This window comes from Myxococcus sp. AM010 (assembly GCF_013372585.1).
Lineage (GTDB): Bacteria > Myxococcota > Myxococcia > Myxococcales > Myxococcaceae > Myxococcus > Myxococcus vastator.
This window is the reverse complement of the sequence record NZ_JABXEO010000067.1, coordinates 1-22,423: the sequence shown is the minus strand read 5'-3', so window position 1 is coordinate 22,423 and position 22,423 is coordinate 1. Positions and strand designations below refer to the sequence as shown.

The 22,423-nt window shown below is 69.9% G+C and carries 14 protein-coding genes; 7 read left to right on the top strand and 7 right to left on the bottom strand.

Going from position 1 to position 22,423, the window contains the following annotated elements; all coding sequences use genetic code 11:
- Window positions 1–150: 150 nt before the first annotated feature.
- The 7 genes from HV826_RS26270 to HV826_RS26235 all read left to right on the top strand — a co-directional run bounded on the left by HV826_RS26270 (window position 151) and on the right by HV826_RS26235 (window position 12,607).
- Complete coding sequence (locus HV826_RS26270) at window positions 151–819, top strand: exopolysaccharide biosynthesis protein (RefSeq protein WP_176419718.1); 669 nt, start codon at window positions 151–153, stop codon at window positions 817–819.
- 138 nt (window positions 820–957) lie between these two features.
- Complete coding sequence (locus HV826_RS26265) at window positions 958–4,497, top strand: serine/threonine-protein kinase (RefSeq protein WP_255217422.1); 3,540 nt, start codon at window positions 958–960, stop codon at window positions 4,495–4,497.
- Window positions 4,494–5,384: a class I SAM-dependent methyltransferase gene (locus tag HV826_RS26260; protein ID WP_176419717.1), complete on the top strand. Its 891-nt coding sequence runs from the start codon at window positions 4,494–4,496 to the stop codon at window positions 5,382–5,384. The genes HV826_RS26265 and HV826_RS26260 overlap by 4 nt, the downstream gene beginning before the upstream one ends.
- Before the next feature lie 358 nt (window positions 5,385–5,742).
- Window positions 5,743–8,436, top strand: coding sequence for a DEAD/DEAH box helicase (locus HV826_RS26255; protein WP_368670991.1), 2,694 nt, complete (start codon window positions 5,743–5,745; stop codon window positions 8,434–8,436).
- Between the two features lie 3 nt (window positions 8,437–8,439).
- Window positions 8,440–10,464, top strand: a complete 2,025-nt coding sequence (locus HV826_RS37445; protein ID WP_255217421.1) for a hypothetical protein — start codon at window positions 8,440–8,442, stop codon at window positions 10,462–10,464.
- Window positions 10,461–11,195: a hypothetical protein gene (locus HV826_RS26240; RefSeq protein ID WP_176419715.1), complete on the top strand. Its 735-nt coding sequence runs from the start codon at window positions 10,461–10,463 to the stop codon at window positions 11,193–11,195. Before HV826_RS37445 ends, HV826_RS26240 begins: the two co-directional genes overlap by 4 nt.
- 8 nt (window positions 11,196–11,203) lie before the next feature.
- Window positions 11,204–12,607, top strand: coding sequence for an EH signature domain-containing protein (locus HV826_RS26235; protein WP_176419714.1), 1,404 nt, complete (start codon window positions 11,204–11,206; stop codon window positions 12,605–12,607).
- A 31-nt stretch (window positions 12,608–12,638) separates the two neighbouring features.
- Here the strand turns inward: HV826_RS26235 and HV826_RS26230 are convergent, their stop codons facing one another.
- The 7 genes from HV826_RS26230 to HV826_RS26200 all read right to left on the bottom strand — a co-directional run.
- Window positions 12,639–13,460, bottom strand: a complete 822-nt coding sequence (locus HV826_RS26230) for an SDR family NAD(P)-dependent oxidoreductase (protein WP_176419713.1) — start codon at window positions 13,458–13,460, stop codon at window positions 12,639–12,641.
- Window positions 13,457–14,227: a lysophospholipid acyltransferase family protein gene (locus HV826_RS26225; protein ID WP_176419712.1), complete on the bottom strand. Its 771-nt coding sequence runs from the start codon at window positions 14,225–14,227 to the stop codon at window positions 13,457–13,459. The genes HV826_RS26230 and HV826_RS26225 overlap by 4 nt, the downstream gene beginning before the upstream one ends.
- Window positions 14,224–15,192, bottom strand: a complete 969-nt coding sequence (locus tag HV826_RS26220; RefSeq protein WP_176419711.1) for a 3-oxoacyl-ACP synthase III family protein — start codon at window positions 15,190–15,192, stop codon at window positions 14,224–14,226. Before HV826_RS26220 ends, HV826_RS26225 begins: the two co-directional genes overlap by 4 nt.
- Complete coding sequence (locus tag HV826_RS26215; RefSeq protein WP_255217420.1) at window positions 15,189–17,051, bottom strand: patatin-like phospholipase family protein; 1,863 nt, start codon at window positions 17,049–17,051, stop codon at window positions 15,189–15,191. The genes HV826_RS26220 and HV826_RS26215 overlap by 4 nt, the downstream gene beginning before the upstream one ends.
- Before the next feature lie 69 nt (window positions 17,052–17,120).
- The gene (locus HV826_RS26210; RefSeq protein ID WP_176419709.1) at window positions 17,121–20,267 is read right to left on the bottom strand and encodes an efflux RND transporter permease subunit; all 3,147 of its coding nucleotides are present in this window, start codon (window positions 20,265–20,267) and stop codon (window positions 17,121–17,123) included.
- 9 nt (window positions 20,268–20,276) lie between these two features.
- The gene (locus HV826_RS26205) at window positions 20,277–21,434 is read right to left on the bottom strand and encodes an efflux RND transporter periplasmic adaptor subunit (RefSeq protein WP_176419708.1); all 1,158 of its coding nucleotides are present in this window, start codon (window positions 21,432–21,434) and stop codon (window positions 20,277–20,279) included.
- Window positions 21,422–22,423 (bottom strand): TolC family protein (locus HV826_RS26200; protein WP_176419707.1); only part of this gene is annotated, 1,002 nt, incomplete at its 5' end. The genes HV826_RS26205 and HV826_RS26200, both read right to left, overlap by 13 nt.

Sequence of the window (22,423 nt, the reverse complement as noted above, 5' to 3'; positions counted from 1 at the left end):
CCGTGGTGGTGGCGGGCTTCGATGGGGGCGCTTCCTGGCGGGGCTGGAGGCCAGCGGGGGCAAACATCCCGGAGGGAGGGCGAGGAGGCGGTGTACGACATCGCTTGGAGCTGAGCATTGACGGATGGGGCGTGCTAGTGACGGCCTGAAATGTCGACGCCTTCGCCCACCCCCTCTTCGTCCACGGGTTTCTCGGACACCCAGGCCCAGCTCTCCGCCACCCTCCGCGCGCTGTCCGCGCGGCTGCCTGAATCCCTGACGGTGCGGGAGCTGATGCAGGCGTGTGGCGAGCAAGGCCTGCTGCTGTTCTGCTGCATCCTGACCTTCCCCTTCCTGCTGCCCGTGTCGATTCCGGGCGTGTCCACGGTGTTCGGGCTGCTCATCGTCCTCATCGGCGTGGGCGTGACGTTCAACCGGACGCCCTGGCTGCCCCGCAAGCTGCTGGACAAGCCGCTGCTGCGCACCAACCTGGCGCCGGCGTTGGACAAGGGCGCGGAGGTCTTCACCAGGTACGTGGACAAGATGAGCAAGCCGCGGCTGCTGGCGCTCACGCACGGCGCCAGCACCAACCGCTTCAACGGCTTCATGCTCTTCTTCGCGGGCGTGCTGCTGATGATGCCGTTCGGCCTGATTCCCTTCAGCAACACGCTGCCCGCGCTGGCCGCGCTCTTCTTCGCCATCGGCATCCTGCAGCGCGACGGCTACTTCATCCTCATGGGGCATGGGATGACGGTGGGGTCGCTCACCTACTTCACCGTCATCATCTACGGCGCCGTGCAGGGGGGCCGCACCCTGGCCAGCGTCTTCGGCGGGGGCTGAGCCCGTGCCTGGGTAGTGGCTGACCTGCCGCCCAGGCTCGCCTTCCTTGCCCGGTGCGCCGGGCCTGCCGGTGTGTCGGGAATCAGTCCTACCGCCGCCGGGGGTTCCCGTTATCATCGGCGCGGGCGGCCCCCCTTGATGCGTCAATCTCCTCACGAAACCCGGCACCCGCCGGAGGATGCGGCGCGTCGCCACGCGGAGGGCGAGGTCGTGGGCGGCCGTTACCGCATCCTCGACTTCCTGGGCCGGGGCGGTGCGGGCACGGTGTGGCGCGCGCAGGACCTGCTGGCGGGCCCCGTCGCGGTGAAGCGGCTGCACCAGACGCTGGAGGACCTGGCGCGGCTGCCCCGGCTGCCCGAGGGCGAATACACCCCGTCTTCCATTGCCCGACACGAGCTGGCGCTGTCGCTGGCGCACGAGTTCCAGACGCTCGCCTCGCTGCGCCACCCGCACGTCATCAGCGTGCTGGACTACGGCTTCGACGCCGAGCATCGGCCCTACCTGGCCATGGACCTGCTGGAGGACGCGCGGCACCTGGTGCAGGCGGGCACGGGGCAGCCCTTGCGCGTGCAGGTGGGGCTGCTGGTGCAGACGCTGATGGCGCTGGCGTACCTGCACCGGCGCGGCATCATCCACCGCGACCTCAAGCCCGCCAACGTGCTGGTGGCCCACGGGCAGGTGAAGGTGCTGGACTTCGGCCTGGCGGTGGGGCGCGAGCACGTCCACCGGGCGCAGCCGGGCGGCACGCCGGGCTACCTGGCGCCGGAGCTGTTCGAGGACCAGCCGCCCTCGGAGGTGACGGACCTCTTCAGCGTGGGCGCCATGGCCAGCCAGATGATGTTCGGCCGGCTGCCGCATGCCGGACAGGTGCCCTCGCCGCCGGACTTCCCGCCCGCGCTGAAGGCCGTGCTGGAGCGGCTGGTGTCGCCGGACCCGAAGCTGCGGCCCCGCGACGCGGACGCGGTGATTGCCGAGCTCTGCGCCGCCACCGGTGAGCCGCTGCCGCCCGAGTCCGCCGCCGCGCGCGAGAGCTTCCTCCAGGCCGCGCGCTACGTGGGCCGGGTGGCGGAGCAGGCGCGGCTGTCCACCGTGCTGGAGTCGGCGATGGTGGGCCGCGGCGGCGCGTGGCTGGTGGGTGGGGAGAGCGGCGTGGGCAAGTCGCGGCTGCTGGAGGAGCTGCGCGCGCTGGCGCTGGTGAAGGGCGCGGTGGTGCTGCGGGGCCAGGGCGTGGCGGCGGGCGGCAGCCCATACCAGGAGTGGCGCCCGGTGCTGCGCTGGCTGGCCATCCTCACCACGCTGAGTGAGCGCGAGGCCAGCATCCTCAAGCCGCTGGTTCCGGACCTCGAGGCGCTGCTGGGGCACCCCGTCGCGGACCCCGCCGAGGTGGGCGCGGACATGGTGCAGGCGCGGCTGCTCCAGGTGGTGGAGGACGTGTTCGCGCGGCTGGCCCAGCCCGTGGTGGTGGTGCTGGAGGACCTGCACTGGGCGGGCGATGAGTCGCTGCATCTGCTCTCACGGCTCGCCACGCGGGCGGTGGCGCTGCGCCTGTTGTTCATCGGCAGCTTCCGTGACGATGAGGCGCCCGCGCTCCCCTCGGCGCTGCCGGGCCTGTCGCTGCTGCGGCTGCCTCGGCTGGACGCCCGGGAGGTCTCCATCCTCAGTGAGTCCATGATGGGCGCCCCCGGAGCCCGGCCGCACCTGGTGGACCTGCTGCTGCGCGAGACGGAGGGCAACCCCTTCTTCCTCGTGGAGGTGGTGCGGGCGCTGGCGGAGGAGGCGGGAGGGCTGGACCGGCTGGGTGACATGGCGCTGCCGGAGCGCGTCTTCGCTGGCGGCGTGCGCAGGCTGGTGCAGCGGCGGCTGGAGAAGGTGCCGGTGCCGTCGCGCGAGCTGCTGCAGGTGGCCGCCATCGTCGGGCGGCAGGTGGACGTGCCGCTGCTGCGACGGGCCGCGCCGGAGGTGGACGTGGAGCGCTGGCTGACGGACTGCGCGGCGGCGGCGGTGCTGGACGTGGCGGATGGGCGCTGGCGCTTCGCGCACGACAAGCTGCGCGAAGGGGTGCTGGATGACTTGCCCGTGGATGCGCGGCCCGCGCTGCACCGGCGCGCCGCGCTGGCGATGGAGGCGGCGCACGGGCAGCGCGCGGAGTGGACGGCGGCGCTCACCTACCACTGGGGCATGGCGGGGGATCCGCTGCGGGAGGCGCGCTATGCGCGGCGCGCGGGCGAGGAGGCCCTGCGCGTGGGCGCGTGCCGCGAGGCGCTGCCCTTCCTCACCCGGGCGCTGACACGGGTGACCGAGGTGGGGGGCGACGCGATGACGCTGGGGCACCTGGAGGCGCACCTGGCGGAGACGCGCTTCCAGTTGGGGGAACTCCAGGCCTTTCGTGAGCACGCGGAGCGCGCGCTGCGGCACTTCGGCTGGCCGGTGCCGTCCAGTCGCATGGGCTGGGCGCTGGGGACGCTGGGGCAGGGCCTGCTGCGGCTGGCGCAGAGCTCCCGGCCGGAGGACTACGACGAGGAGACGGAGGAGCGGCGGCGGGTGCGGCGCGTGGCGGGGCGGCTGCTGATGCGGCTGCTCGATGCGTTCATCTATGCGCACCAGGCGCTGCCCGTCCTCTGGTCCGGCCTGCGCGCGTTGAACCTGTGCGAGCCGGCGGGCGCGTCGCCGGAGCTGGCGCGGAGCTACACGAGCATGGCGGTGGTGGCGGGCACGCTGCCCATCCGGGCGGTGGCGGAGACGTGGGCCCGCCGCGCGTTGGAGGTGGCCGAGCGCGTGGGCAACCCCGCGGACCTGGCCTTCGTGCTGTGCCGCAACGCCGTGTATGGCGCGTACGTGGCGCGGTGGGCGGAGGCCGAGGCGTGGCTGGAGCGGGCCATGGGCATCGTCGACTCGGTGGGGGACGTGCGGCTGGCGGAGGAGTGCCGCGCGCTGCTGACGGTGGTGTCGTGTTACCAGGGGAAGTTCGCGCGGGGGCTGCCGCTGATGGCGTGGCTGGAGCACTCGGCGCGGCGGCGTGGGGCGCTCCAGACGGAGCACTGGGCCTTGCACTACCAGGCGCACATCCACCTGCGGCTGGGCGACTCCGCGAAGGCGCGCGCCGCGCTGGAGCAGACGCTGGCGTGGACGGAGGCGCAGGGCGGGCAGACGGACCGCATCATCGTGGAGGGGACGCTGGCGCTGCTGCGGCTGCGTGAAGGGGACGCGGAGGGGGCTCGGGCCGCGGCGGAGCAGGCGCTGGCGAAGATGTCGTCCGGCAAGCCGGTGGCGCACTTCGTCTACTTCGGCGTGATGACGGTAGCGGAGGTGCTCCTGACGCTGTGGGAGCGGGGCGCGGAGGCCTCGCTGGTGGCGAGCGCCAAGGCCGCGCGCCGGGAGGCGGAGGTCTTCGCCAAGGTGTTCCCCTTCGGTGAAGCCGCGGCGCGCTTGTGGCGGGGGCGGGAGGCCTGGCTGGACGGCGACGCCACTCGGGCCTTCGAGGCGTGGCGCCGGTGTATCGCCGTCGCGTCGAGGAAGGGCCAGTCCTTCGAGGAGGCCCACGCGCGGCTGGCGCTGGCCAGGCACCTGCCCTCGGAGGACCCGGCGCAAGGTGTCCATCAGCAGCGCGCGGTGGAGTTGTTCACCCGGCTGGGCATGCGGGATGAGCAGGTCCGCGCGGAGGCGCTCGCGCTTTCATGAACGGTGTGCGTGCCCGGGACGTGGCGTCGCTGGCGTGTCCGGCCTGTGGTGGGGCGCTGGTGTTCCACGGGCTCGAGGCGGAGGGCTGCCTCCGCGACGGGTGGCTGCGCTGCGGTGGTTGCGGCGAGGCGTGGCGCGTGGCGCGTGGCATGGCGCGGCTGTATCGCGAGGACGCGGTGCGCGGGACGGACCGGCTGATGCGCGTCCTCTACGATGGGTTGCCGGTGTTGCATGACCCGCTGACGACGGTGCTGACGCCGCTGTTTCAGTCTGTCTCGGAGGCGCGGATGCGCGCGGGGTACATGCGCCGCGTGGCGCTCGGCTCGCTGACGCCGCACGAGGACGGGAGCCCGGTGCGGGTGCTGGAGGTGGGCGTGGGCTCGGGGGCGAACCTGCCGCTCCTGCGTGAGGGCCTGTCGCCGGGGCTCGACGTGGAGGTGTGGGGCGTGGACCTGAGCGAGGGCATGCTCAAGCACTGCAAGCGGCGGCTGCGGTCCGGGGGCCATGCGGGCGTGCGGCTGATGATGGCGGACGCGCACGCGCTGCCGTTCCCGGAGGCGTCGTTCGACCGGGTGTTTCACGTCGGTGGCATTGGCGGCTACCGGGCACCCGAGCGGGCCCTGGCGGAGATGGCGCGCGTGGCGAAGCCGGGCACGCCGCTGGTGGTGGTGGACGAGCAACTGGACCCGGCCTTCCGGCCCTCGCTGTTCCAGCGCGCCGCGTTCCGCGCAATCACGTTCTACTCACGGGAGCCGCACTGCCCCCGGGAACTGCTGCCCGCGGACGCGTTCGATGTCACCGAGGAGCAGGTGGCGCCGTTCTATTACTGTCTGTCGTTCCGGATGCCGGGGGCGAATTCGGCGTCCGTGGATTCTCGGCACGGCTGAGTAAGTCACGACACCATGGTGTTCGCGACAGGGGAATGACCCACTTCCGCATCCTGACCATCACCCCGCAGCGGTAGTGCGCCTGCGCGGAATGTCTGGTTACTATGCGCGCGTGCAAGCAATGCCGCTTGCGGGGGCCATTCCCATGCCGTCTCCCGAGCCACGGACGTCCACTCCTCGCGGGGCGCCTCAGCGCTGGTCCATCGACGCGGAGCAGTTGTGCATCTCCCTGCGTGAACTGCCAACGGAACTCTCGTTCCGCGTCGGCTTGCGTGAGACCGAGTGGCGGGAACGCGGCTGGCTTGATGGGCACCAGCTCCGGTTCTCCCAGAGTGAATGGGCTGCATTGGGAAGGCCCGTGGAAGGGGGCGCGGATGCCGAGGAGCGCGAGGCGCTGCATGAGGAATGGGCCGTCCTCCAGCACCTCCTGATGGATCTGGTCGGGCTCGAACAGCAGGATATTGGCTGTGAGGTGGTGGGCGTGCCTGGCGGGGCTGGCGCCCGGTACCGGGTCCGGGTCGCGGGCGAGGTGCTCCCCGATGCGCCCAATCCCATCCCCTGGTTTGTCTTGCCCGAGCACGGCGAGCCCGTCCTGTTGGGGCCAGCAGCCGCATGGGCTTGCGTGGAAGCCAGGCTGGCGACTCGCGCCCCTCGGAGGGAGCAACTCGCGCGAGTGATGCGGATTCGCGGCGTCTTGGAGGAGGTCTCGGGATGTCTGCCCGGCCGAGTCCAGTACACCCCACGGGGATATCTGAGCCGGTATCAGCCGCAACCTGTCGCCCGCGTGGGATTGCGCTGGGAGCAGGACCCGGAGGCGACGGAGATCGTGTCGCTGCACCCCTACGCGATTCATCCGGACGGGACCCAGACGGCGTTGCCACTCGCGAGCCTTCAAGCGGGAGGAATCGCCGGGGGCGATGCTCAGAGGCCCCTGGTCCTTCCTGAAGGCGTTGAGCGAATCCTGGAGAACATCCGGCCTCTCCAGCGCCGTCTCGCGGCGGACGTCCAACGGGAGCTGGATGACCCCACGATCATTATTCCCGAGGGGTTGAACGCGGACGCCATCGTCGACCTCTCGCACTACTCCGAACGCGTGCTGGGCTTCGAGGTTCTTCGAGGACGCGACCCCGCCGTGGGCGTCGAGGGTTCAGGGCTCGAATGGGTTGATCCCTGTGACAAGGAGGGCGGCTTCTCGCTCACTCTGCGGGCCGCTTCGCCGGACGGTGGTGATGACGTTCCCTTGCGGCTGGATTCGCGGGAGCGCGCGGCGGAACTCTACGCCGCGAACGAGGCTGCGCTGGCACGAGGCAGCACGGAGCCTTTTGTCGTGGCGGGGACCCGCATCGTGCCAGGGGAGGATTTGCGGCGGCAGTTGATGACAGCTCTCCGTCTGTCGGAGCCGGAGCCCGAGACGACGCCTGCCTCCAATGGCGGCCCGGCGCCTTTGTCCCGGGCCAAGAAGCCCCTTGAAGCCGTGAAGGTGCGTGAGCTGGCCGCATCGGCCGCGTGCTCAACGCAGTCCAGCAACGAGAACCCGGTGCCCTGGGAGTTGCTTCGCTCCGTGATGGTGACGGGCGTCGAGCTCAAGCTTCACCAGCGACAGGGAATTGAATGGCTGTGGCGTCGCGCGCGGGAATCGACCCCGGGTGTCCTGCTGGCGGATGACATGGGCCTGGGCAAGACACTCCAGGTTGCCTGCTTCCTCACGCTGCGGCGCATGACGCTCCAGGAACAGCTTCCTCCTGGAACGCGGCTGAAGCCTCAGCTCGTCGTGTGTCCGACCATCTTGCTGGAGAACTGGCGCCAGGAACTGGAGCGCTTCTTCGTCGCATCCACCTGGGAGCCCTTCATCCTCCATGGTGCCGGATTGGAGGCCGTCAAACGCGATGGCGCGCTGAATGGCCACTTCCTGTCGCGGCAGGAAATGGTGTTGACCAACTATGAGACGTTGGGGGCCTACCAGCGCTCACTGTTGAAGGTGGACTTCGACGTCGTCGTGTTCGACGAGGCGCACAACCTCAAGAACCCGGACACCTTGCGTTCGCGCGCAGCTCGCGCCTTGAAGCGCTCGTTCGCGGTCGGCCTGACGGGCACGCCGGTGGAGAACGAGTTGCTCGACGTATGGGCCATCTACGACGCGCTTCAATGCCGGCAGCCCCGTGTCTTCGGCACGCGCGCGGCGTTCCGGGAGGAGCACCAGGGAGACCAGGCCATCGAAACCCTGCGCCAACGCCTGGACTATCCCTCTCCGAACTGCACCCTGCTGCGGCGGGAGAAGGCGGAGGCCCTGAAGGACCTGCCTCCCAAGCGTCCGCATTGCAGGCTGGTCGAGATGACGGAGGAGCAGGAGTCACACGAGCGGCTCATCGCGCAGAAGATGTCCTCGGCGGGTTCGTTCTGGGCGCTCGCCGCGCTCCAGAAACTCTATCAGCATCCCGCGCTGCTCATGGATGCACGCGGGCTGTCGTCGGTCACCGCGCTCCGGGAGAGCCCAAAGACACGATTGTGCTTGGAGTTGCTGGAGGAGATTGAGGGCCAGGGCGGTGGCGTGGGGGCGGAGAAGGCCCTGGTCTTCGTTCACTCCCGGGCGATGCAGGACCTGTTGGCGCAGCTCATCGCGGAGCGTTTCCGCCTGAGCCGTGTCGACATCGTCAACGGAGAGCCAGCCAGTCGGAAGGCGGCGCTGCGGAACATCGACGACTTCTCCCGAGCGAAGGGCTTCCAAGTCCTGATCCTGAGCCCGCTGGCCGCGGGTGCAGGACTCAACATCGTCGCGGCGAATCACGTCATCCACTACGGACGTTGGTGGAACCCCGCGAAGGAAGACCAAGCGACGGACCGCGCCCATCGCATCGGGCAGGTGCGTCCCGTCCATGTGTACTACCCGCTGCTCCACCGCCAGGGCCGTCCCGATACGGGCTTCGACCTGCGGCTACACGAGCTGGTCGAGCGCAAGCGCGCCATCGCGCGTGACTTCCTGTCGCCCACGGGCGACGACGCGCAGCAGTACTCGGGTGTCTTCCAGTTGGCTCGTGAAGAGGGGGAGGGCTGAGGCATGGAGATCTTTGTGGCGTTATGGCGGGACGCGGCGCTGCGCTATGCGGTCGGCATCATCGTGATGCTGTCGCTGATGGCTCCAGTTTTGATCGCGGTGCGACGGCGAAAGCTCCGGCGTGCCATCGAGCTGCTGGATACGCATCTTGAAGACGTGCTCGATGGGCGGCGGGAGGAGCCGGGGCCTCAGGTCGAGGCGCGGGCGCTGTGGAGGGCCATTCGCGAGCAGCTCGTCTTCCCACCAGGTGGTCAGCCGATGCCGCGGCCCGTCCTCATCCGGGCTGAGCCCTCTCAAGGCTTGCGCGAGATGTGCAGGGCGCTGTTCCGGCACTCGTGGGGGCACGCGCTGGGAAAGAACCTGACGGGCATCGCGCTCGTCATGACGTTCGTCCTGCTGGGCATGGTGCTGGTCGGTCCCGTCAAGGAGGCGCTGATGGGCGGTGGCGTGGCGGGGGCCACTCAGGCTGTGTTGCTCTCCGCGGCCATCGGGCAGATGGGGGCCAAGTTCTTCGTCTCGGCGACGGGCCTGGTGGGTTCGTTTTTCTTTCAGGCAGTCGCATCACTTCAGGAGGGCAGGTTGCTGGCGCGGCTGGATGACATGCGTCCTCGCTTCGAGTCCGCGACCCAAACGCTAGATGCACACGGCATCGTGCTGGCGACCGCGAGGCGGGACGCACTGGGCGCGCTGAAGGGCGAGTTGGTCCAGACGCGCCGCGAACTCTCGGAGCGGCTTGGCCACCTGGAGAGCGTCGAGGTCTCGCTCCAGGACATTGGCACCCAGGTCCAGGCGAGCTTCGGCACCATGATGAAGGAGCAGGTCGGTGACGTCATCACCCGGCAGCTCTCGGCGGTGGAGAAGGCCGTCCGGGAGATAGCTACCGACCTCCAGCGTTCCATCGCATCGGGCTTCGCGGCGACGCTTCAGCAGGAGATGTCCACGGTCCGTGACAGCCTGGGCTCCATCCAGCAGTCGCTCTCCGAGCGGCAGGAGCATGACCTGGGACGCATCCTGGAACAGCTCCGGGACGCAGTATCTGGCGGATTTCATTCCCAGTCCCAGGACATGGCGAGGCAGATGCAGGAGTTGCTGGGCGTGCTGCCCCGGCTCGAACAGCAGTTCGAGGCCATGTCCCAGATGATGGGGACCCAGGCGCGTCAGTGGGGCGCGGAGAATCAGCGCGCCATTGACGTGCTGGGGGCGCGTATCGCCTCGGTCGTGGAGAGCTTCGACCAGGTGCGGGATGGCTTGGTGACCGCCACCGCCCACGTCCTCAGTGCATCCAAGGAATCTTCACAGCAGTCAGAGGTGGTGAATCAGCAAGTGCTCGGGCAATTGGAGCGCAGCGTGGAGTCCGTCGTCGAGCGCTTCCAGCAGGTCCTCGCGGGGATGGACGCGAGCACCCAGCGGCTCGTGCAGTCCGCGTCACAGTCAGCTGAGCACCTCCATCAGCAGACGGGTTCGCAGACGACCTTGATGGCTCAACAGGTGGAAGCACTCCGCTTGGCCGCGAACGTGGACATGAGCAGCTTTCAGAGCCGGTCCGAGGAGTTCGCCAAGGTCATGGGGACGACCCAGGACGGGCTCCGTCAGCTCACGGAGCAACTGCGCAACACCGCCATCCAGCTCGCCTCCGCGACCCGGGGGGCCGGTGAAACGCATGACAAGGCGAAGGGGGCTGCTGTTCAGTTGGAACAGGTCTCTCGCCAGCTCATCGAGACGGCCAAGGAGTTCAATCAGGTCACCCAGGGCCGCCGCGAAGTCGTCAAGGTGGAGGAGAACCTGCTGAACGCGCAGCGCCAGGCGATTGACCGTATTCAGCCCGTGCTCACCGGATTGACGCGTAGCTACGAGGAGTCCGTTGAGAAACAGACACAGACGCTGAGTAGTAAGTGGTCCAAGGTCATGCACGACCTGACGGGCGTGGTGGAGAAGACGTCGGGGGAACTCGCTCAGAGCGTTGATGAGCTCAACGAGACGGTCCTGGAGCTCAGCAAGGCGCTGAAGACGCAGGTGCGGCGGACATGAGCGCCTCGGGGGACGGGAGTGAGAAGTCGCTGGCGGACCTCATGGCGGGTGTCGCGGTGGTGTTCCTGCTGCTGGCGGTCATCTTCATTCTCGAAGCGCATGAGCAGCGTGAGGCCGCCGTCCGCGACAAGGAGGCCGCCATCGAGAAGGTGGACTCGCAGAAGGAGGGCGTTCAGGAGTCACTCATCGCGCTACGCGAGGATTTGATTTCACTGGATGCCACGCTCGACGGCGGCTTCATCGCGCTCAGCGGGCTGGATGGCGGCGTGAATGCCCTGGAGATTGAATTCAAGAACATGCAGTTCGGCCTGGGCCAGTGCCGGACACCTCCTGCCTATGTCGAGCAGTTCGAACGCGGTGCCGTCCCCCTCATTCATCGGGTCTGCAAGGCGGTGGAGGCCATGCGGGACGCGGGCGCCGAGCCCTCCATCATCCTGGAGGGACACACCGATGACCGTCCTTTCCTGGGGACGAGCTGGGAGTGTGGTGTCCGGGAAGGAGTGGCGCGGTACAGCTTCGAGAACAACGTGAGAGCCAGCGCCGCGCGCGCCCAGGAAGTATTCTTCACGGTGCGAGAGCAACTCCGCGACGCGGGCTACGAGCGGGACTGCTTCGATTCGAACTTCGTTGTCTCCGGGCGTGGACAGACCGCGCCTCGTCCTGGGACGGATGGCAGCGAGCCTGAGAACCGGCGGCTCGTCATCCGCGTGCGCGGCGACCTGCGCTTGTAGGAGGTCTGATGGGACTGGATGCATGGCTTACAGGCGTTCAGGAGCGGCAGCGGATCGCGCTCGCGGGCCTCGGTACGTTTCAACAGCAGGTGGAGATTGGGCTGCGGCAGCTTCACACCAGCCTGGATGAGGCCCAGCGGCGCATGGATGAACGGGAGCCTGGACGCGCGCTTCGAGTCCTCGAATCGCTCGACGTCGAAGGCGTGCTCGGGAAGGTGCGGGTTGGGAACTTCTCCGAGTTGTCCCGTCGTGAGCGACGAGCCGTTCCCTGGCTGTGGCGCCGGATCGAGCCGAAGTCCATGGAAGGGTTCCTGCGTCACTTCCCTGAGGGGTGGCCTCGGCTCGTGCGGCAACGGCTTCGGGATTGGTGCTTGGCGGACGGTGATTCGGAGCGCATGCGCGACTGGAGGCTGCTCACAGGGCGCTGCCCCTCGGACTCGCGACTGCTCCGGTGGCGCTTGCCTGTGTCCATCGAAATGGCACTCAGTCCGGCGGGACCGAAGAGTGTCGCGGCCAGGTGGGGGGACCGCCCGCTGCGAGAGGTCGTCGACTTGATGGGGCACGCAGGCTTGCGGCCCGCTGTCGGCTATTCAGGGTATGTCGTCGCGGAGCATCTGCTGCAACGGTGCGCGGCAAGGCAGGATGCGTCCGATTCCCTGCTGTACCTGCTGGAAGCCGAGGCAGGACGGGCGTGGCTTCCAAACGCGAGCGCTGACCGGAGCGTGCTCGGCGCTCCGCTGGAGGCGCGTGTCGCCGTCATCGTGGCGATACTGGAGTGCCGCGCGCACGGGCGGATCCACAAGGATGCGCAGTCCCGCATCGAGGAGCGGCTCATCGCGAAGGACAGCGTCTTCGGGGACCCTCGGCTCTCCACCTTGACGGAGGCGTGGAGCGCGGTTCGAAGCCGCTCGAAGCAGGCTTTCGAGGCGTTCCTGTCGGCGCTCATTCAGCAGGACCTTGAGTTCTTCTTCGAGCAAGCCATGCACGAACGGGACCGGCATGTCTTCTGGCTGCGTTATCTGGGATCCATCCAATCGACGACCTGCTGGCTGGCGCCGGATGCCTACGATTCCTTGCTCCGGAAGGTGCGAACGCTCCCTTCCGAGCAGCAGGCCGCCTTCAGGAGGGCGAGGCGCTTTTCGAAGGGGGAGGTGAGCGCTTTCTGCCTGCGCTTCGACGAATATTCAGTGATTGAGTTCTCTGATACAGGCAACGCGACGTATGTCTACCGGCACAGTGACTTCAGCAGCAAGGTGTTGGAACCGGGAGTTGAAAGCGCAAATCACCTCAAGCGCCGTCAGATTGCCGAGGACTGGTTGACTCATGCATCAGGCTGGCAGCCTCGATTCGAGCAGGCGCTGCTGAAGCTGGGCATTGAGCGCGGGTCGACGGGGCCGAAGAGATCGCGTTGAGGGGCTACGCTCGACTCGGAAGGCCGCCCGTTCACGGATTCAGCACCAAGTCCAACAGCCGCAGCGTCATCCCCCCGGTGAAGTCGATGGTGGCCCCGTTGAACCAACCCGCCTCCTCACCGGCGAGCACCGTGACGAAGCGGGCCACGTCCTCCACGGTGCCCATGCGTCCCGCGGGGTTCATCCTCGCGTGGGCGGCCTCCAGGCGCGCCAGTGCCTCGGGTGAGTACACGTGCTTCAGCGCGGGTGTCATCACCGTGCCGAACTTCAGCAGGTTGACGCGGTGACCTCGCGGCCCAAGCTCCATGGCCAGGTAGCGCACGTACATCTCCAGCGCCGCCTTCGACGCGCTGATGAGTCCCGTGTTCCCCAGGTGCGTCTCATCCAGCGGGTTCTGCAGCCCGAGGAGCCGGGCCTCCGGCGCCAGCATGTCTTCCTCCACCAGGGCCTGTGCCCAGAACACGAAGGAATGCGCCATCGTGTCGAACGTTCGGCGGATGCGCCGCGCGTGCAGCCGGTCCTCGCCCTCGGACAGGAAGCGCCCCACGGACGCGCCCGCAATCGAATGAACGAAGAGCTTCACGCTCCGAGACCCGGCGACCTCCCGCAGCGCCGCCACGCCCGCCTCTGCGGCCTCGGGTGAAGACGCGTCCGCCTGCCACAGCACGCCGCGCCCGCCAGCGTCCCGCACCCGCTGCTCCAACTGCGCGGCACCGTCCGCGTACCGGCCCCGGTGGACCCCAAAGACATTCAGCCCGGGCTTTCGAGCCACCGCCTCCGCGATGGCCGCCCCCGTGCCAGACGAAGCTCCCAGGATGAGCGCCCACTGCCGCGCCTCGGAACCTTCGCTCATTGCACTGCCTTCCGTGTGCCGCCGTTGTCCACACCGCGAGCCCTGTCGAGCAGCCCCTGCACCGTGCCCGCCACTTCCTGGTGCGCCGCCCGCATCGCGTCCCGGTCGCCCGTGTCGAAGCCCGGCTCCAGGTGACGCGTCAGCGGCTCGCCCACCCACTGCGTCATCTTCACGGGGAAGGGCAGCGACAAGGGCCACAGGCCCGTGGCGCCCACGCCCAGCCACAGCGGCAGCCGCCCGGGCATCCCCACTCGCCGGCCCAGCGCGTACCCGTCGTTGAGGCCCACGTACGCGTCGTCCATGCCGCTGCCACCCACGGGGACAATCGGAAGCCGGTAGCGCACCGCCAGGCGCAGGTAGCCCATGCGCTGGCCCCAGTCGACGCGGTAGCGGTGGCGGAAGTCCCTGCAGCCCTCGCGCGTGCCTCCCGGCTGCAACAACACATGCTCGCCGCGCGCCACCGCCTCCGCCAGCCGAGGGTCATCCCCCGTGACGAAGCCCAGCCCGTCCGCCACCGCGCGCATGCCCGGAATCGAAGCGAACGCGCCGTGCGCCACGCCGTGCGGCAGGTAGCCCAGGCGTTCTTGGAGCGTCACCGTCAGCATGCACAGGTCCACGGCCAGGGGCCGCCCGTGGTAGCCGACGATGAGCTTCGCGCCGGGACGGAGCAGCGGCTCCAGGTTCACCACCTCGTAGCGGTGATACCGGCGCAGCAACCGGAACGTCGTCAGCCAGGCCTTCAGGGGCCAACCGCCCGCCTGTGTCATCCGCCCACCTGGTACAGCACCGCGCCGTGGGCCACGCCCGCGCCCACGCCCACCAGGAGGATGCGGTGCCCTGGCTTCACCGGACGCGTGCGCAGCAGCCGGTCCAGGCTGGTGCCCAGCGAGGCCGAGCCCACGCTGCCCACCGTGTCCACCACGCGCACGCTCCGCTCCGGTGACACCGCCAGCGCCTGGAGGATGGCCTCCAGCATGCTGCCATTCGGCTGGTGCGTGAGCACCCACTCGACGTCGCGCGGGGCCACGCCGGCCTCGTCCAGCGCCGCGCGCGCCGCTCGCACCAGCGCGTCCAGCGCCACGCGGGTCATCTCCTTGCTGGGCGTCAGGAAGCGCATCCGCTCCAGCTTGCCGGTGGCTATCGGGTTCTCCAGCACCACGTCCGTGGGCAGCGTGCCGTCATTGCCCAGGGCCACGCCCAGCACGCCTTCGCCGGGGCGGCCCGTGCCCAGCACGGCGGCGGCGGCCGCGTCACCCAGCACCAGGTAGGGACGAGGCTCCTCGGGCGTGGTGGTGCGCGACAGCAGCTCCACCGACACGATGCCCACCGGCCCCAGCCCCGTGGCCACCGAGCGCGCCGCCAGGTCGAAGGCGCTCAGGAAGCCCATGCAGGCGTTGCTCACGTCCATCGCGTCGCAGCTGCCCGACAGGCCCAGCGCCGCCGCTACGCGGTTGGCGGTGGCGGGCGTGGTGACGTCTCCGCCCATGGAGGTGACGCAGAGGATGCGACGCAGGGCCCGGGCCTCCAGCCCCGCCGCCTCCAGCGCGCCGCGCAGCGCCTGCGCCGCCACGTCCGCGGCCTTCATCCCCGGTGGCGCGAAGTGGCGGGTGCGGATGCCCGTCTTTCGTTCCACCTCCGCGGCGTCGCGTCCCACGCGCGCGCACAACGCCGCGGTCGTCACCGCGGGGCCGGGAAGGACACTGGCGGTACCCAGGATGCGAACGGGAATCATGCGGCTTGCTGTCCTCCTGGAGGCGCGTGGGCACGGGCGCTCCGGGCCTTGACCTGGAGCCAGTGCTGCTTCATCTCCTCCAGCCGTTTCGCGAGCGACGCATCCGCCGCCGCCCGTCCGAGGATGTCCCGGGCCTTGGTGAACGCCATGGCGGTCAGCAGCGGCGCCTCCGCGGATTGGATGTCGTAGCGGACGTCCGCGAGCAGGCTCTCCACGTCGCCACTGCGGTGCAATAGCAGCACGCCACTGGCCGCCAGGTCCAGCGCGCGGGCCACCGGATTGAGTCCCGCCAGGAAGCGCCCCAGTCCTGACTTTCGCAGAGGGGACGCATGCCGGACGCCGATGGGGAGGATGTTGCTGGAGAAGATGACGTCCGCGCCCGCGTTCAACAGCACGCTCGCGGGCACCATGCTGGTGAAGGCGCCGTCCACATACCGCGCGGGAGGCACCACCGTGGGGCCCCAGATGCCGGGCGCAGAGCCGCTGGCGCGCACCGCCAGGGCCACCGGCCCCTGCTCCAGCGCCACGCAGTCGCCGCGGGCCAAATCCGTCGTCACGGGCAGGAAGCGGATGGCCAGCTCCTCCAGGCAGAGGCGGCCCAGGTCCTGCGCCACGAAGCGCTCCAGCGAATACGTGCTCACGATGGCGGCCGTGGCGGCCAGGGTGAGCTGCCGGCTCACGGCCCGCTCCTCCAGCCGCCGCAGTCCCTCCAGCCCGTCGTGCCCATCCAGCGCGCTGCCGCAGAAGTACGCGCCCACCAGCGAGCCCATGCTGGCGCCGCTGACGATGTCGATGGGCACACCCTGGCTCACCAGCCAGCGCAGGATGTGGACGTGGTAGAAGCCCCACACGCCGCCGCCGCTGAGCGCCAGGCCCACGCGCCGGTGGGTGAGGGCGCGGGCCCAGCGGGAGAGGGCGTCCCGCTCGGCGGGGCTCAGCGCCGCCGCGTCCAGCGGCCGGTCATCCACGAGCACCCGCGCCATCCTGTCCAGGCTCAACCGCAAGGGACATGGCGGCAGCCACTGGGGATGCGGGGACTGGCCACCCAGCGCTGATGCGCGTGACGCACGGCGGGGGTCCACCACCACGGTGGGCAGCACGCGCGGGTCCGCTGGCTGTCGCGCGTCCAGCGTCGTCACCAGCCGGACTGTCTTGCCTGTCATTCCGACGTCCGCCACGCCGCAGCCGTCGAGCAGGACGTAGTGGAGGCCGTGCTCGGCCGTGAGTCTTTGGAGCACCGATGGGGTCAGCAGGCCGCGACCGCCCGCTTCAGCCGGGGGCAGCGTGGCGCGCAGGACGCCATCCGTCCCCTGCGTGACGAGCGCGTCATGCCCGCCCGGTGCGCTGCGGAGCAGCAGCACACGGTCGTCGAAGTCACGGTGGATGACCTTCGCCACCAGCTCGATGAGCGAGGACAGGGGCGCGCCGCGCACGTCGCTCTCGAAGGCGATGACCTCCGCGGGCGGCCGGGGCCGCTCCTGCACGCCGGGGGGCGCGTGCAGCAGGCTCGCGACAGCGTCCTTCGGAAAGAAGAGGCCCTCGGAGTCCACCGCCGCGCGGAGGGTGAAGGCGTGGCTGCCGCTCGCCAGCGCCTCCAGTCCCAGGGGCGTGCCGGGCTGGAGCGTCATCAGGAGCGCGTCACCGCGCAAGACGTCCAGCTCACCCGCCAGGAGGACGAAGAAGCCCTCGGCGGGCGCCCCTTCCCAGCACAGCACCGCGCCGCGAGCCCAGGACACCTCCTGGCCCTTGCCCAGCAGTTGGAGCAGCGCCGTGTTGCCATGATGCCGGAGCCCGGGCGCGCGCTTCAGCGCATACAGCCGCTGGCGCCGCGGGTCATCGCGTGACGGGAAGTGAGACATGGCACCCCGCAGGATAACGAAGCCCCTCCGGCGGGGCATCCAGGGGGTCCCCAGGCCCCTGGCCAGCACTCAGGGTGTGTGGGGCTCCGGCGGGCGGATGGAGGGCGGCGGGTGCCGGCGGACGCGGGCCCGGGCCGCCTCCAGCACCACGTAGAGCACGGGGATGAAGATGAGGTTCACGAAGGTGGACAGCAGCATCCCGCCGAACACGGTGGTGCCCAGGGACTTGCGCGCGGAGGCCCCCGCCCCCGAGGCCAGCATCAGGGGCACCACGCCCATGAGGAACGCGAAGGACGTCATCAGGATGGGACGCAGGCGTGTCTGGGCGGAGTGGATGGCGGCGTCCACGACGCTCCGGCCTTCGTGGCGGAGTTGCTCGGCGAACTCGACGATGAGGATGGCGTTCTTGCTGGCCAGCCCCACCAGCATGACGAGCCCGACCTGGCAGAACACGTCGTTCTGGAGGCCGCGCAGGTTCTGCAGCCCCAGCGCGCCCAGCATGGCCACGGGGACGCCCAGGAGGATGACCAGGGGCAGGGCGAAGCTCTCGTACTGCGCGGCCAGCACCAGGAAGACGAAGACGACGCCCAGCCCGAAGATGAGCAGCACGCTGCGGCCCGCGTCCTTCTGCTCCTGGGACAGGCCCGTCCATTCGAAGGTGTAGCCCACGGGCAACGTCTTGCGCGCCACCGCCTCCATCGCGTCCAGGGCCTGCCCGGAGCTGGAGCCCGGCGCGGCCTGCCCGTTGAGGGTCGCCGAGCGGTACAGGTTGTAGTGCTGGATGTTCTGCGCGCTGGTGATGGGCGTCACCTTCACCACCGACTCCAGCGGCACCATCTCTCCCTTCGCGGAGCGGACGTAGAGCGCGTCGATGTCGCGCGGCTCGTTGCGGAACGGGACGGCGGCCTGCACATACACGCGGTACACGCGGCTGGCGAAGGTGAAGTCATTCACGTACTGGCTGCCCAGGTAGACTTGCAGCGTGGAGAAGACGCCCTCCAGCGGGACGCCCATCGCCAGGGCCTTCTCCCGGTCCACCTGCACGTCCAGCAGGGGCGTGTTCGCGGTGTAGGAGGAGAAGACGCCGCGCAGGCCCGGGTCCTGGTTGGCCGCGCTCACCAGCGCGTCCGTCGTCTGCGCGAGCTGCGCCAGCGACCGGCCTCCTTGCTGGTCCTCCAGCACGAACTCGAAGCCGCCCACGCTGCCCACGCCACGGATGGCGGGAGGCTCGAAGGGCAACACGCGCGCGCCGCCAATGGCCATCAGCGGACGGCGCAGGCGCTCCACCAGCCCCGCGACGCTCTGGTCCGGCCGCTCGCGCTCGTCCCACGGGCGCAGGTTGACGAAGAGGGTGCCGTAGTTGACGCCCGTGCCCAGCAGCGAGAAGCCGCCCACGGTGAAGATGTCCTCGACCTCCGGCAGCTGGCGCAGCACGTCCTCCGCCTGGACCAGCACCTGCCGCGTGTAGTCCAGCGACGTGCCCTCCGGCCCCTGCACGGCGATGATGAGGTAGCCCTGGTCCTCACCGGGGATGAAGCCCGCGGGCGTGAGGCGGTACATCAGGATGGTGGCGGCCAGACAGAGGACGAAGGCGGCCACGACCGGCCAGCGCAGCGGCCCGATGAGCTTCGCGAGCAGGCGGCCGTAGGCGTCCCGGAACGCGTCGAGCCCCCGGTCGAACATGCGGAACACCTTCCACTTCTGGCCTTCGTGGGGCCGCAGCAGGAGGGCGCACAGGGCGGGGGACAGGGTGAGCGCCACCAGCGCGGACAGGCTGATGGAGAACGCCAGGGTGAGGGCGAACTGCCGGTAGATGATGCCGGTGGTGCCGGGGAAGAAGGACACCGGGACGAACACCGCGGACAGCACCAGGGCGATGGCCACCAGCGCGCCGGCCACCTGCTTCATGCCCCGGTGGGTGGCCTCGCGAGGGCCCACGTTGTCCTGCTCCATGGTGCGCTCGACGTTCTCGATGACGATGATGGCGTCATCCACCACCAGGCCCGTGGCCAGCGTGAGGCCGAAGAGCGTCAGCGTGTTGATGGAGAAGCCGAACGCGTTGATGAAGAGGAAGGTGCCCACCAGCGACACGGGCAGCGTGGTGGCCACCACCAGCACGCTGCGCCAGCCGTGCAGGAAGACGAAGATGACCAACACCACCAGGAAGATGGCCTCGCCCAACGTCACCAGCACCTCCTCGATGGAGGCCTGCACCGCCGCCGTGGTGTCGAAGGCGCGCTCGTAGCGCATGCCCGGCGGGAAGTTTCCCTTCAGCCGCTCCAGCTCGGCGACGACGCCGTCGCGCACGTCCAGCGCGTTGGAGCCGGGGAGCTGGAAGATGCCCAGGCCCACGGCCTCACGGCCGTTGAAGCGCAGGAGCTGCCCGTAGTTCTCCGCGCCCAGCTCCGCGCTGCCCACGTCCTTCATCCGCACCAGCGAGCCGTCCGGCCCCTGCTGCACCACGATGTTGTTGAACTCCTCGGCCGACGTGAGTTGCCCCAGCACACGCACCGTGAACTGATACGTCTGTCCCGGCGGCGCGGGCTGCTGGCCCACCTGTCCGGCGCCGATTTGGACGTTCTGCGCGCGCAGGGCGTTCACCACGTCCGTGGCGGTGAGTCCGCGCCGGGCCAGCTCCGTGGGGTCCAGCCACAGCCGCATGGCGAAGCGCCGCTCGCCGAAGATTCGCACGTCGCCCACGCCCGTCACGCGCAGCAGCGCGTCCCGGATGAAGACGTCCGCGTAGTTGCTGAGGAAGCCCGTCTCGTAGCGGTTCTCCTCGTCGAACAGGCCGAAGGCGATGAGCAGCTGCGTCTGGGCCTTGGTGATGGTGACGCCCAGCGCGTTGACGGCGGCCGGGAGCTGCGCGGACGCGGTGGCCACGCGGTTCTGGACGTCCACCGCGGCGATGTCCAGGTCCCGTCCCGGGTCGAAGGTGACGGTGATGGTGCTCACGCCCGTGTTGCTGCTGGTGGAGGCGATGTAGCGCATGCCCTCCACGCCGTTGAGCTGCCGCTCCAGCACGGTGGTGACGGCGCTCTCCACCGTCTCCGCGGAGGCGCCGATGTACGTCGCCGTCACCTGCACCACGGGCAGGGACAAATCCGGGTACTGCTCGACGGGCAGGGTGGGGATGGAGATGGCCCCCACCAGGGTGATGATGATGGAGACCACGCTGGCGAAGACGGGGCGGCGGATGAAGAAGTCGGTGAACATGGCGGCCCCTCACTGCTCCGGCGGGGTGCCGCCGTCGGTCCCGCTGCCGCCCACGCCCCGAGGTGGTTTGCGCGAGGGGGCCTTGGGTCGGATGGGCTGGCCATCGCGGAGCATCTGGATGCCGCTGAGCACCACGGGCGTGCCCGCGTCCAGGCCGCCCGTCACCTCGTAGTCATTGCCGGAGACGAGGCCCAGGCTCACCGGCGCCCGCTGCGCCACGGTGCCCGCGTCCGAGTCCCGCGCCACGAAGACGAAGGACTGGCTGCTGATGCGGGTGACGGCGGCGGTGGGCACGCGCAGGGCCTCCCGCGTGGCATAGACGACCCGGGCGCGCACGAACTGTCCGGCGCGCAGGCCCACGGTGTTCTCGAAGATGCCGCGTATCTCCACGAGCTGCGTGGTGGCGTTGGGCGTGGGCGCCACGAAGAACACCGGCGCGGACACCACGAGCCGGCCCTCCGGGTCCAACACCTCTATCGGCGTGGCGCCCACCCGGACGGTGCCTGCCCGCTCGACGGGAATCTGCACGGACACCTCCAGCGTGTTGCTCTGGTCCAGCGTGGTGAGGGCCGTCTGCTGCGTCACGAAGTCGCCCACGTTCACCGGGTAGTCGCCCACGGTGCCGGCGAAGGGCGCGCTCACTTCGTAGAAGCTGAGCTGGACCTCCTGGGCCTGCACCTGGGCCTCGATGGCGCGCGCGCTGGCCTCGGCTTGCAGTGCCTGCGCCACGGCCTGGTCGTAGTCCTGGCGGCTCTGGAGTCCTTCCTTCAGCAGCTGCTCGCTGCGCTTGCGCGTCTGCCGCGCATACTCCCGCTGGGCATTGGCGGCGGCCTGCTGCGCCTGGGTGGCGCGCAGGCCCGCGCTCTGCCGCCGGGGGTCCACCACGAGCAGCACTTCGCCCTGTTCGACGCGTGCTCCTGGCTCGAGCGGAATCGCCTTCACGTAGCCGGCGACCTGCGGATAGACGGTGATGCTGCTGCGGGAGCTGAGCGCGCCCAGGTACTCGTTGGACTCGCGCACCTCGGCGGGTGCCAGGCGCTCCACCTCCACTTGCATGGGCTGGTTCGTGGCCGCCTGGCCTCCCTGCGGCCCCGGGTCGCCCTGCGAACGGCAGCTCGCGAGGAGCAGTACGGCGAGCCTCGTGCTCCACGTCCTCACCACTCGCATGCCGCCTCCGCGAGAAACGCGGCGACCCGCGCCTGCTCCAGCTCGAACTCGCGCACCACCAGCAGCAGCTCCGCCTGTCGCAGGTCCGCCGCCGTCTGGATGAGCTCCAGGCTGGTGCCCGTCCCCACCTCGAAGCTGCGCCGGGTGAGCCGGTCGTTCTCCTCGGCCAGGGCGCGTCCCCGGCCCGCGATGCGCGCCGCCGCGTCCGCCACCTGCACGGCGCGCCGGGCCTGCAGCACCTCCACCGAGGCCGCGCGCTCCAGCTCCAGCAGGCCCTGCTTCGCCACCTCCACGCCCGCGCGCGTCTGCCGCAGTTGGCCCTCACGCGCGCCGCCGTCCCAGAAGGGCAGCACCAGGCTGGCGCCGATGTTCCACACCGGCACCGTCGCGAAGCCCTCTTCCACCGTGAGGGCCAGGGTGGTGCTGGTCAGCGCGAGCGTCGGGGCATAGAGCGCCTTCACCTCCGACACCTGCCGCTCGGCCAGCGTGCGCCGCGAGCGCGCCACCGCGAGGTCCGCGCGCCGGTCGAGCGACTCCAGTTGCTGGCAGTCCCGCCGCGCGTGCTGGAGCAGGGCCTCCAACTGGACGCCCCGGGCCAGGCCCACCCCCTGGGGGATGCCTAGCACCAGCCCCAGCGTCTCCCGGGCCCTGCGCAGGGACTCGTCGCCCTGGACGACGAGGTTTCGCGCCGTCTCCGTGTCCTGCTGCACGCGCACCACGTCCAGCCGCGTGCCCGCGCCCAGCTCGAAGCGGCGCTCGGTGAGGGCCAGCCGCTCCAGCGCGGTGCGGAGGTTGAGGCGGTTGACCTCGGCCAGCCGCTCCTGCGCGGAGACGCCCACCAGGGACTGGGCCAACGCGCGGGTGAGCTGGCGCCGCGTCTCCGCCAGCGACAGGTTGGCGGTGCGCCGGGCTTCGCGCGCGGTGCCCAGCGCGATGATGGCCGGGAGGCTGAACAGGGGCTGGGTGGCGTTGAGCAGTCCCAGGAAGGG